The sequence below is a fragment of the Photobacterium sanctipauli genome (genome assembly GCF_003026495.1).
GTDB classification, from domain to species: domain Bacteria; phylum Pseudomonadota; class Gammaproteobacteria; order Enterobacterales; family Vibrionaceae; genus Photobacterium; species Photobacterium sanctipauli.
On record NZ_PYMA01000017.1, the window covers coordinates 50,097 to 61,746 of the forward strand.

Annotated in this window: 12 protein-coding genes and 1 tRNA gene; 8 read left to right on the forward strand and 5 right to left on the reverse strand. The window is 50.2% G+C overall.

The genetic code is table 11. The features are described 5' to 3' along the window. Positions 1 to 5: 5 nt before the first annotated feature. From C9I98_RS20970 to folB, 3 genes are read right to left on the reverse strand one after another with little or no spacing between them, the layout of a single operon-like run. Positions 6 to 809, reverse strand: coding sequence for an undecaprenyl-diphosphate phosphatase (locus C9I98_RS20970; protein WP_107272449.1), 804 nt, complete (start codon positions 807 to 809; stop codon positions 6 to 8). A gap of 7 nt (positions 810 to 816) precedes the next feature. Beyond that, positions 817 to 1,302, reverse strand: a complete 486-nt coding sequence (gene folK / locus C9I98_RS20975; protein WP_036816201.1) for a 2-amino-4-hydroxy-6-hydroxymethyldihydropteridine diphosphokinase — start codon at positions 1,300 to 1,302, stop codon at positions 817 to 819. Next, entirely contained in the window at positions 1,299 to 1,652 is a 354-nt protein-coding gene (gene folB / locus C9I98_RS20980; RefSeq protein ID WP_036816198.1) for a dihydroneopterin aldolase, read from the reverse strand. The genes folK and folB overlap by 4 nt, the downstream gene beginning before the upstream one ends. 214 nt (positions 1,653 to 1,866) lie before the next feature. Here folB and plsY point away from each other — a divergent pair, with 214 nt between their 5' ends. Beyond that, positions 1,867 to 2,490, forward strand: coding sequence for a glycerol-3-phosphate 1-O-acyltransferase PlsY (plsY, locus tag C9I98_RS20985; RefSeq protein WP_036816205.1), 624 nt, complete (start codon positions 1,867 to 1,869; stop codon positions 2,488 to 2,490). A gap of 23 nt (positions 2,491 to 2,513) precedes the next feature. On the opposite strand, the gene tsaD is transcribed toward plsY, so the two are convergent. Continuing rightward, entirely contained in the window at positions 2,514 to 3,539 is a 1,026-nt protein-coding gene (gene tsaD / locus C9I98_RS20990) for a tRNA (adenosine(37)-N6)-threonylcarbamoyltransferase complex transferase subunit TsaD (protein ID WP_036816195.1), read from the reverse strand. Positions 3,540 to 3,723: 184 nt separating this feature from the next. Here tsaD and rpsU point away from each other — a divergent pair, with 184 nt between their 5' ends. The 7 genes from rpsU to C9I98_RS21025 all read left to right on the forward strand — a co-directional run bounded on the left by rpsU (position 3,724) and on the right by C9I98_RS21025 (position 11,465). Then, positions 3,724 to 3,939, forward strand: a complete 216-nt coding sequence (rpsU, locus tag C9I98_RS20995; RefSeq protein ID WP_005301411.1) for a 30S ribosomal protein S21 — start codon at positions 3,724 to 3,726, stop codon at positions 3,937 to 3,939. A 27-nt stretch (positions 3,940 to 3,966) separates the two neighbouring features. Continuing rightward, positions 3,967 to 4,410 (forward strand): GatB/YqeY domain-containing protein, encoded by a 444-nt coding sequence (locus C9I98_RS21000; protein WP_036816192.1) that lies wholly within the window; start codon positions 3,967 to 3,969, stop codon positions 4,408 to 4,410. Between the two features lie 166 nt (positions 4,411 to 4,576). Next, positions 4,577 to 6,337, forward strand: a complete 1,761-nt coding sequence (gene dnaG, locus C9I98_RS21005; RefSeq protein WP_036816189.1) for a DNA primase — start codon at positions 4,577 to 4,579, stop codon at positions 6,335 to 6,337. A gap of 92 nt (positions 6,338 to 6,429) precedes the next feature. After that, complete coding sequence (gene rpoD, locus C9I98_RS21010) at positions 6,430 to 8,265, forward strand: RNA polymerase sigma factor RpoD (protein WP_036816187.1); 1,836 nt, start codon at positions 6,430 to 6,432, stop codon at positions 8,263 to 8,265. A 197-nt stretch (positions 8,266 to 8,462) separates the two neighbouring features. Further along, positions 8,463 to 8,538: transfer RNA gene (locus tag C9I98_RS21015), tRNA-Ile, on the forward strand. Positions 8,539 to 9,179: 641 nt separating this feature from the next. After that, positions 9,180 to 10,592, forward strand: a complete 1,413-nt coding sequence (pykF, locus tag C9I98_RS21020; protein WP_036816184.1) for a pyruvate kinase PykF — start codon at positions 9,180 to 9,182, stop codon at positions 10,590 to 10,592. Between the two features lie 249 nt (positions 10,593 to 10,841). Then, positions 10,842 to 11,465: a GntR family transcriptional regulator gene (locus tag C9I98_RS21025; protein WP_107272462.1), complete on the forward strand. Its 624-nt coding sequence runs from the start codon at positions 10,842 to 10,844 to the stop codon at positions 11,463 to 11,465. A 16-nt stretch (positions 11,466 to 11,481) separates the two neighbouring features. Here C9I98_RS21025 and C9I98_RS27055 read toward each other — a convergent pair whose 3' ends face one another. After that, entirely contained in the window at positions 11,482 to 11,610 is a 129-nt protein-coding gene (locus tag C9I98_RS27055) for a hypothetical protein (RefSeq protein ID WP_281260965.1), read from the reverse strand. Positions 11,611 to 11,650 lie beyond the last annotated feature (40 nt).

Genomic DNA, 11,650 nt, shown 5'->3' on the forward strand with positions numbered 1-11,650 from the left:
TGGCATTACTGGCTCAGCAGGAAGGCAATCAAGCCCACGCCAAGCAACAGGCGGTAAATCACAAACGGCAGCATGCCCAAGCGCGTCACCAGCTTCAAGAAAACGTGGATACAGGCATAGGCGCTGACAAACGATACGGCCAAGCCAATGGCCAAGGCATCGAACTGGATCGGCGCGCCGCTTGATACTAGCTTCAGGCTTAAGTACCCACCCGCCAGCAAGATAATAGGAATCGACATCAAAAACGAAAAGCGGGCTGCCGCTTCGCGGGTAAACCCTAGGTACAGCGCTGCCGTCATAGTGGCACCAGAGCGCGAGGTACCCGGGATCATTGCCGCCGCTTGTGCCAAGCCAATAAACAGCGAACGCTTCCAGTCAGCCTGATATTCATCATCTTGCTGGGTGGCGCGCGAGTCGACCCACCATAGCAGCAAGCCAAAGAAAATGGTTGTCGCCGCAATCACCCACGCCGAGCGCAGGTAAATTTCAATGATGTCCTTCATGAACAACCCGAAGATACAGGCCGGGATTGTCGCCAGGGCTATCATCCACGCCAGTTTTGATTCCGCGCTATGCTGCTTCTTGAAAATCGACGCGACCCACGCCGACAGCAAGACAACGACTTCCTTGCGGAAGTAGCCTATAACCGCAGCCAGCGTGCCGACGTGCACGGCAACATCAAACGCCAAGCCCTGATCGTCCCACCCCAAGATCGCCGATGGCAATATCAGGTGGGCAGAACTTGAGATCGGTAAAAACTCAGTCAACCCCTGGATCAGGGCCAACACAAATGCTTCGAAGTGACTCATAACTTCCCTAACAAACACAAAGCTCTACAGGCCAAAGAGCCTGAGAACGTTCAAATGACTGCCATAACTGGCGGACGGTGCGACCATCACCAGGGATCACCCTGTCCGGGCACAGCTCCATCAACGGCAGTAAGACAAAAGCAAACTTATAGATATCAGCACGCGGCAAGCTAGGAGGCAACGCCTGCACCCGATCCCCGAAGAGCAATATATCAAGGTCGAGGGTACGGCTTTGGTTCTTTTTCGCTTGTGGCGAGCGGCCATAGTCAAGCTCGAGCTGCTTCAGCGCCTGCTGCAGATTATCAAGCGACAGTGACGTTTTCATGGCAACCACACAGTTGTAGAAGTTCGGCCCCTCGAAACCGACAGGCTCTGCTTCATAAATGGTGGATAGTTGGAAATCCGTGCCTAGCTGCTTGAGCTCACTGACCGCGGCCTGAATATGATACTCACGTTCAATATTCGAGCCTAGGCTGATATAAACAGTGGTCACTTGCTGCCCCGGGCAATAACGACACCAACGCCGCGCGCGTTGGCAACGGCACCCGGCTTGGTGACTTTCACCTTGATCCATGGCACCGAAAAGCGCGTCATGATCAGCTCAGCCACTTCCTCGGCAACACGCTCGACCAACAAAAAGCGGCCATTTTGAATATGGCTGGTTACCGCATCGCTAACCGCGGCATAGTCCAATGCATAGGCAACATCATCGCTTTTCGCTGCCGGACGGTTGTCATGTGCCATTTCCAAGTCAAGCACCAGTTTTTGCTTGATTTCCTGTTCCCAGTCATACACCCCGATGGTGGCGATAACTTCAAGATGTTCGATAAATACTGAATCCATGTTCAATCGCTAATAATGTTAGAGGTCGGATACCTAATTTGAGCAAAAACGCGTATTATCAGGTCGTAATCGTCGATATACTATGACGTTGATTTCCAAGCTCATCATCTAACCGATGCGCTTTGGGCTTGCACTATACCATATGCAAGCCAAAGCTGAATCTCAGCATTTTGATTTTATCGACGGATCCTATCGCCAGCAGCGGGAACTTTGCATGACGCCACTTGTTTTACTGATCATCATCGGGGCATACCTACTGGGTTCGATTTCGAGCGCAGTCTTGATTTGCCGCCTGTATGGTCTGCCCGACCCGCGGGATGCAGGCTCAGGCAACCCGGGCGCCACCAATGTACTGCGCATGGGCGGGCGAGGTGCCGCCGCTGCCGTGCTGATCTGCGATATTCTAAAAGGCATGCTCCCAGTCTGGCTGAGCTATTTTATCGGCGTAAACCCGTTCATGCTCGGCTTCATCGGTATTGCCGCCTGCCTAGGCCATATCTACCCGCTTTTCTTCCATTTCCGAGGCGGCAAAGGGGTGGCCACCGCACTGGGTGCGCTTGCGCCTATTGGCTGGGATCTTAGCGGTATGCTTATCGGTACTTGGTTATTAACCGTGTTGATCTGCGGCTACTCGTCACTGGGCTCGTTAATTACCGCCCTGGCCGCGCCATTGTTTACTTGGTGGGTCAAGCCGGAATACACCATGCCGGTCTCGATGCTGTCTTGCCTTATCGTCTTTCGCCATCACGATAATGTCAGACGACTGCTGGAAGGGAAGGAAAGTAAAATCTGGACCAAATTCCAGCGCAGAAACAAAACGGCCCCACCGCAAGAGTAGGGCCGCCAAAGCACTCATCGATATTACGACTCGGCATCAATAGGCTTGAGTTGGTCAATCGGCCAACGCGGGTGCGCCTTCACGCCCAAATCCATCGTTTCCTGGTTCTTCAAGCGCTGCATGCCCGCATAGGCAATCATCGCCCCGTTATCAGTACAGAACTCAGTACGCGGGTAGAACACCTCACCTTTAAGGCCTGTCATCAGCCTCTCTAGCTCTTGGCGCAGGTATTTATTCGCACTCACACCGCCGGCAATCACCAAGCGCTTGTAGCCTGTTTGCTTCAGTGCACGCTTACATTTGATAGCCAGGGTATCGACCACCGCTTCCTGGAACGCAAATGCGATATCGGCACGGGTCTGGTCGTCATCGCCGTTATCGCGGATCGTATTGGCTGCAAAGGTTTTCAAGCCCGAAAAGCTGAAATCCAACCCCGGACGGTCTGTCATCGGGCGCGGGAACTTAAATCGCCCCTGGGTGCCGTTTTCGGCCAACCTCGACAACAATGGACCGCCTGGATAATCCAATCCCATGAGTTTGGCCGTTTTATCGAATGCCTCACCCGCGGCATCATCGATAGACTCACCCAGGATTTCGTATTCGCCAATGCCCTTCACGTCCACCATCATGGTATGGCCGCCAGAGACCAGCAAGGCCACGAACGGGAATGCCGGGGGATTGTCTTCCAGCATCGGTGCCAGTAGGTGGCCTTCCATATGGTGTACCGCCACCGCAGGCAGGTTCCAAGCGTAGGCCAAGCTACGGCCAATGGTTGCGCCAACCAACAGCGCCCCCACCAACCCGGGGCCGGCGGTATAAGCCACACCATCCAGATCTTCATGGGTTAGGCCAGCATCGGCCAATGCCGCCTTGATCAACGGAATGGTTTTTTTTACATGGTCGCGAGATGCCAGCTCAGGCACCACACCACCGTAATCTGCATGCAGTTTTACCTGGCTGTAAAGCTCATGTGCCAAAAGGCCTTTTTCATCATCGAAAATAGCCACGCCTGTTTCGTCACAGGAGGTTTCGATGCCCAGTATACGCATAACAACCTCTATACTTATGGTAATTGAGGGCAATACTACCGCCCTTGACAGAAATTAACCAGTTCGGGGTTGCAGAATGCTTTACAAATGCCCCCAGATCAGATTAGAATTTCGCACCATTTTTAATCAGCTGACACTTTATTGAACGTCAGCGTTAACCGAATCACTCTGAGGTGAGTATTACATGCCAGTAATCAAAGTACGTGAAAACGAACCGTTTGACGTAGCACTACGTCGTTTTAAGCGCTCTTGCGAAAAAGCAGGTATCCTTTCTGAAGTACGTCGTCGTGAGCACTTCGAAAAGCCAACTACTGTACGTAAGCGCGCTAAAGCAGCGGCAGTTAAGCGTCACCTGAAGAAATTGGCTCGCGAAAACGCGCGTCGCGTTCGTCTGTACTAATCTAGCGATTAACAGAAGGAACGTGTTATGACTCTGATTGAATGTCTAAAAGACGAACAAAAAGCGGCAATGAAGGCGAAAGACAAACCTCGCCTTGGTACTATTCGCTTGGTAATGGCTGCGATCAAACAGCGTGAAGTCGATGAAAAGATTACTCTTTCTGAAGACGACGTGATTGCAGTACTCACCAAGATGGTTAAGCAACGTCGCGACTCAGTAGCTCAATATGAAGCTGCCGGTCGTCAAGATCTTGCCGATGCCGAGCTTGCTGAAATCGCCGTACTGGAAGACTTCATGCCTCAGCCACTGACCGACGACGAAGTCGCTGCGTTATTGGATGAAGCGATTGCAGCAACCGGTGCTGCCAGCATGCAAGACATGGGCAAACTGATGGGCGTGCTTAAGCCGCAAATTCAGGGTCGTGCCGATATGGGTAAAGTTAGCCAATTGGTGAAAGCCAAGCTAGGTTAATCCCAGCCCAAATTCTGCAACAAGCCGTGCTATCCTTTCCGGAATGCGCGGCTTGTTTGTATTATGCGGTTTCACTTTTTCGCATACATCAAATCAAAGGGTTATGGTTTATGATAGCCTTTCGATTTGATCACCACCTTCACCGACTCTCAGGTAACACTTCTTTATGGCAGGAAAAATCCCCCGTTCATTTATCGATGATCTGATCTCACGACATGACATCGTTGATATTGTTGACGCTCGGGTGAAACTGAAAAAGCAAGGCAAGAACTTTGGTGCCTGCTGCCCATTCCATAATGAAAAGACCCCTTCTTTTTCTGTCAGCCAGGAAAAACAGTTCTACCACTGCTTCGGCTGTGGTGCCCACGGCAACGTGCTTGATTTCGTGATGGAATTCGACCGGTTGGAATTCGTCGAGGCCATCGACGAATTGGCCTCGCAACTTGGCCTTGAAGTCCCAAGGGAGCAAGGGAGTGGAGGCGGCCAGCCCGTAGCACGCTCGAAAGAGAAGCTTGGCCTTTATGAGGTGATGGGGCAAATATCCCAGTTCTACCAATCCCAGCTGCGCACCCAAGAAGGCAAGGTGGCCATTGATTACCTCAAAGATCGTGGCCTATCGGGTGAAGTGGTGAAAAAATTCGGGATTGGCTTTGTTCCCGACCAGTGGGACCAAGTCCGAAACCGGTTTGGCCGTGACATGGAAGCCCAAAAGGGGCTAGTCACCGCCGGCATGCTGATCGAAAACGACAACGGACGCCGCTACGACCGCTTCCGGGGCCGGGTCATGTTCCCAATCCATGACCGCCGGGGCCGGGTTATCGGGTTTGGTGGCCGCGTGCTTGGCGACGGTACCCCCAAGTACCTCAACTCGCCGGAAACCCCGATTTTCCACAAGGGCCGCGAACTATACGGCCTATACGAAGTCCTGCAAGCCCATCGCGAGCCAGAAAAACTCCTGGTGGTTGAAGGCTATATGGATGTCGTGGCGCTGGCACAGTTTGGCGTCGACTACGCTGTTGCTTCGCTGGGCACCTCCACCACAGGCGATCACATCCAAATGATGTTCCGCCAAACCGGTACGGTCGTCTGCTGCTACGATGGCGATAGGGCGGGTCGCGATGCGGCATGGCGCGCCATGGAGCAAGCCCTGCCCTACCTCAACGACGGCCGCCAGCTGAAGTTCATGTTCTTGCCCGACGGCGAAGATCCCGATACCTACATTCGCCAATACGGCAAAGAAGGGTTTGAGCAGCAAGTCAACGAGGCCATGACCCTATCCGATTTCATGTTCACCACCTTGCTACAGCAGGTGGATACCACCAGTAACGAAGGGAAGGCCAAGCTCAGTACGCTGGCGGTTCCGCTTATTGATAAAGTCCCTGGTGGTACTTTGCGTCTATATTTACGTGAGATGCTTGGCAAAAAACTGGGATTACCTGACGAGGCCCAATTACAGCAACTAATCTCAAAGCAAGGCAAAGAAGAGCCCAAGCGAGCCGGGCAACCGGAAATCAAGCGAACGCCAATGCGTGAGGTTATCGCCCTGCTGATCCAAAACCCGCATTTTGTAAACAGCCTCGAATTTGATATGGCGGCATTTGAGGGGATAGATGTCGCGGGATTAAATTTATTGTTATCAATAGTTGAAAAGTGTAGGGCGAATCCCCATATCACTACAGGCCAGTTACTAGAGGGCTGGCGAGGAAGCAATCAAGAGAGCACCATGGCCCGTTTGGCCGCTTGGGAGCTTCCCCTCGCAAAGGACGAGGACAATACTCTAGATGTATTTCTCGACGCAATGGACAAAATCATTGATCAGTGCGTCAAACAACAAATAGAAAAGTTGCAGGCTAAATCGAGAACCGTCGGCTTATCAGTCGAAGAGAAGCGGGAGTTGCAGTTGTTGATACTCAACCGTCCCGGCTAGTAAGTAGTCATCAATTAAGAAATTTGTTATAATTATTGGTTTGCACATCTGCATACTACATTCTCAATCAGACCCTAAGTTGGATATCGTCTATGGAGCAAAATCCGCAGTCACAGCTAAAGTTACTTGTTGCTAAAGGCAAGGAACAAGGCTATCTGACCTACGCCGAAGTAAATGACCACCTACCAGAAGACATTGTCGATTCTGATCAGGTGGAAGACATCATTCAGATGATTAATGACATGGGTATTAAGGTGGTAGAAACTGCCCCTGATGCCGATGATCTGATGATGACAGAAGACAATGCGGACGAAGACGCGATTGAAGCCGCGGCACAGGCTCTTTCAAGTGTTGAAAGTGAAATTGGCCGTACAACTGACCCAGTACGCATGTACATGCGTGAAATGGGTACAGTTGAACTACTTACCCGTGAAGGCGAGATCGACATCGCTAAGCGCATTGAAGATGGTATCAACCAGGTTCAGTGCTCGGTTGCAGAATACCCAACCGCGATTGCCCACCTTCTTGAGCAGTTCGACAAGGTTGAAGCGGATGAGCTTCGCCTGACTGACATTATTTCTGGCTTTGTTGACCCTAACGAAGAGGCAACAACAGCACCAACGGCAACCCACATCGGTTCTGAGCTAAGCGAAGCTGATCTTGAAGACGAAGACAAAGATCTTGAAGAAGACGATGATGAGGAAGAAGAAGATACCGGCATCGACCCAGAGCTAGCGCGCGAGAAGTTCAACGAGCTGCGTGTGTCTTACGACAAAATGGCACTGGCAATCAACACCCACGGTCGCCAAGACCCGAAAACCGAGGTCGCGGTTGAAGAACTGTCAGATATCTTCAAGCAGTTCCGCCTGATCCCTAAGCAGTTCGACAAGCTGGTTAGCTCACTGCGCGAATCAATGGATAAAGTGCGTACTAACGAGCGCCTTATCATGCGTATGTGTGTCGACAACTGTAAGATGCCGAAGAAGACCTTCGTTGGCCACTTTGCCGGTAACGAAGCATCAAGCGAGTGGATTGACGAAGCACTTAACTCTGGCAAGCCATACGCCGAGCGCCTGAAGAACTACGAAGAAGATCTTCGCCGTTCAGCCCTTAAGCTACGCATGCTTGAGGAAGAAACCGGTCTGTCGATCGAGCGTATCAAAGACATCAGCCGCCGTATGTCTATCGGTGAAGCGAAGGCTCGCCGCGCCAAGAAAGAAATGGTTGAGGCTAACCTACGTCTGGTTATCTCGATTGCCAAAAAGTACACCAACCGTGGCCTGCAGTTCTTGGATCTGATCCAGGAAGGTAACATCGGTCTGATGAAAGCGGTAGACAAGTTCGAATACCGTCGTGGTTACAAGTTCTCGACCTACGCAACATGGTGGATCCGTCAGGCAATCACACGCTCAATCGCCGACCAGGCACGTACTATCCGTATCCCTGTTCACATGATTGAAACCATCAACAAACTGAACCGTATCTCTCGCCAGATGCTTCAGGAGATGGGCCGCGAACCGCTGCCGGAAGAATTGGCAGAGCGCATGCAAATGCCGGAAGACAAGATCCGCAAGGTACTGAAGATTGCGAAAGAGCCAATCTCGATGGAAACCCCTATCGGTGATGACGAAGATTCGCATCTAGGTGACTTCATCGAAGATACCACGCTTCAGCTACCAATGGATGCGGCAACGGCAACCAACCTGCGCATGGCAACCAACGACGTACTGGCAGGCCTAACGCCACGTGAAGCGAAAGTACTGCGTATGCGTTTCGGTATCGACATGAACACCGACCACACCCTAGAGGAAGTGGGCAAACAGTTCGACGTTACCCGTGAGCGTATCCGTCAGATCGAAGCGAAGGCACTACGTAAACTACGTCACCCAAGCCGTTCAGACGTACTACGCAGCTTCCTAGACGAGTAAATCAACTCGCTATAAAGCATTGCAAAAACGGGCCAGTTATTGGCCCGTTTTTTTATGCTCAACCCCAAGTGTGATCGGTTTCCCTATTTCCCCAAAGCCCAGCCCCAACCGTGCATTAACCGCCTAAAAAGCAAACAAAACAACCACTTTATTCGCTAGACAAGCCGCAAACCATCCCATATAATTTCTCGCACACTGGCCCCTTAGCTCAGTGGTTAGAGCAGGCGACTCATAATCGCTTGGTCCGCAGTTCAAGTCTGCGAGGGGCCACCAGATTCGTTCGCAAGAACAAGAAAAGGCTGATGAGGTAACTCATCAGCCTTTTTGCTTTCTGGCTCTTTATCCCTCACGAGTGCTCGCCTCACCGAAAATCCGCACTGGCCACGGCAGTTCAAGCAGCCCCCTGACAGCCTTGTAATACAAATAGAAAGGGCAAAGTCTATCCCTTTGATTTATTTCGAAGCCAAAAATTAATCAACTATTGATAAGAAACAAAAAAATTCTGTGAAATATGTAGATAATCTCACCTCTCGTTTGAAAAGAGTGAAAAAATTTGCACGTTATCACAAGGTGATAAAACAGTTGAACTATGCTAGTATACGTTGCTTGTTTGTTAGCCCGTTTTGTGTCTTAGCGACATATAACGTTAACAATATCGAAGTACAGTCTGTCATAGTAAAGCCAGATAACTTGTGAATGAAAAGCTGCCTTACCAAAGCAACCAATGCTTTGGTAAGGCAATATTTTTGGAAAAAATTTGTATTATCATTGGTGATTCGCCGGTGAAAGTTATCAATGTTTGAGCCGTGCCACACTTTGTAGGCGTATTTCAACATTAATGACCCTTCATTTTCGGGTATAACACTGTGATTCAAATTTCCCTTGGGTAAAAGTTCGTCCGGAGACCATTCTCAATGAAAAAGACCAAGATCGTATGTACGATTGGACCTAAAACTGAATCTGTAGAAATGCTTACTAACCTAGCTAACGCGGGTATGAACGTAATGCGTCTAAACTTCTCTCACGGTAACTTCGAAGAGCACGGTCAGCGCATCTCGAACGTTCGTGAAGTAATGGCGAACACAGGTAAGCAGCTTGCGATTCTTCTAGACACTAAAGGTCCAGAAATCCGTACTATCAAGCTTGAAGGCGGTCAAGACTTTTCTCTAGTTGCTGGTCAGGAGTTCACTTTCACAACTGACACTTCTGTAATCGGTAACCAAGACCGTGTGGCGGTAACTTACCCTGGTTTTGCAAAAGACCTAGCGAAAGGCAACATCATCCTAGTTGATGACGGCCTAATCGAAATGGAAGTACTAGAAACAACTGAAACTGAAGTTAAGTGTAAAGTACTTAACAACGGTGACCTGGGTGAAAACAAAGGTGTTAACCTACCAGGCGTTTCTGTGAAGCTTCCTGCTCTATCTGAAAAAGATAAAGCTGATCTAGTATTTGGTTGTGAGCAAGGCGTTGATTTCGTTGCTGCTTCTTTCATCCGTAAAGAAGAAGACGTGAAGGAAATCCGTGCGCTTCTAGCTGCAAACGGCGGCGAGAACATCCAGATCATCTCTAAGATCGAAAACCAAGAAGGTGTTGATAACTTCGACGCTATCCTAGAAGCTTCTGACGGTATCATGGTTGCTCGTGGTGACCTTGGTGTTGAAATCCCAGTTGAAGAAGTAATCTTCGCGCAGAAGATGATGATCGAGAAGTGTAACCGTGCACGTAAAGTGGTTATCACTGCAACTCAGATGCTTGACTCAATGATCAAGAACCCACGTCCAACTCGCGCAGAAGCGGGTGACGTTGCGAACGCAATCATGGACGGTACGGATGCAGTAATGCTTTCTGGTGAGTCTGCGAAGGGTAAATACCCAATCGAAGCTGTAACTATCATGGCTCAAATCTGTGAGCGTACTGATTCAGCACTGAAAGCAGAGCTAGGCTCTCGTCTAGACAGCCCTCGCCTACGCATCACCGAAGCAGTATGTAAAGGTGCTGTAGACACTTCTGAGAAGCTAAACGCGCCACTAATCGTTGTTGCAACTGAAGCTGGTAAGTCTGCACGCTCTGTACGTAAGTACTTCCCAACTGCAAACATCATCGCAGTAACAACTAACACTAAGACTGCTGCTCAGCTAGCACTGACTAAAGGTGTTACTCCTGTTGTTGTTGATTCTATCGACAGCACCGACGCATTCTACGGCCGTGGTAAAGAAATCGCTCTTGAAACTGGCCTAGGCGCGAAAGGCGACATCGTTGTTATGGTTTCTGGTGCACTAGTACCATCAGGCACAACTAACACTGCTTCTGTACACGTACTGTAAGACAGACTGTTAGAACAGCTATTTATAAACGGAAGCCTGCGGCTTCCGTTTTTTTATCTGCCATTCCTAGCTTTACCCTATTCCGTGGTAACTACTCACAAATCTGCTTGCTGCTATTCGCCGTTCATTTTGTTCAACGGTATACTCAAAATTCAGTGCATTCCTTCTGGGAATAGCGCTTGATATCGTCAATACCCGAGTTACACAGTGAGGAATGCAGTGTCTAGCCCAACCCTAACCAACAAAGTCATGGAGATGATCCGTCAGGATATACTGAACGGTGAGCTATCGCCTGGGCAAAAACTCGTCGTCGCAGAATTGAAGGATCGCTACAGTGTTGGCGCTTCGCCAATCAGGGAGGCTCTTGTTCAGCTGTCATGGCGCCGATATGTCGACTTTGCGCCACAAAAGGGGTGTTGGGTATCACCGGTATCGGTCGCCGAGCTGGAAGATCTGTTCGATTCATGCCAAGAGCTGTCAAAAGTATTACTCAAGCGCGCCATCGAAAAAGGCGACGAGGCTTGGGAGCTGGAGATCCTGACCAGCTTCCACAAACTCAGCCGTATTAACCCTGCCGAGTCTGAAACAAACTTCAAGGAGTGGGAGCTGCGTCATAGCGAGTTCCACCTTGCCCTACTGGCAGGCAGCCAATCGCCAACCATGCTGGGGCTTTACCGTGAAGTCTACGAGCAAATCGAACGCTACCGCCATATCTGGGTAAGCCAGCATCGCGCCTACGAAGAGCGCTATCACGATAACGGCGAGCATGAAGCCATGATGAAGGCAGTGCTGGAAAAGGACACTGAACGCGCCCTTGGGTTAATCAGCAAGCATTCCGACAGGGCAATGGAAATGATCAAGGCATACCTATAATTTCGCTGTTCTGTCGCTACCAGAAAATTTCCTTGTGGTGGGTATTAAGCAGCAGCACCGCCAACAGAAAATACAATGCGCTCACGTTGAACCCCAACATGAATAGGCTCAATACCGTAAGCCGAGCGAGAAACTTTGCATTCATGGCCTTCCCCTATACGCCGTTTCAGGCGCAACAACATAGA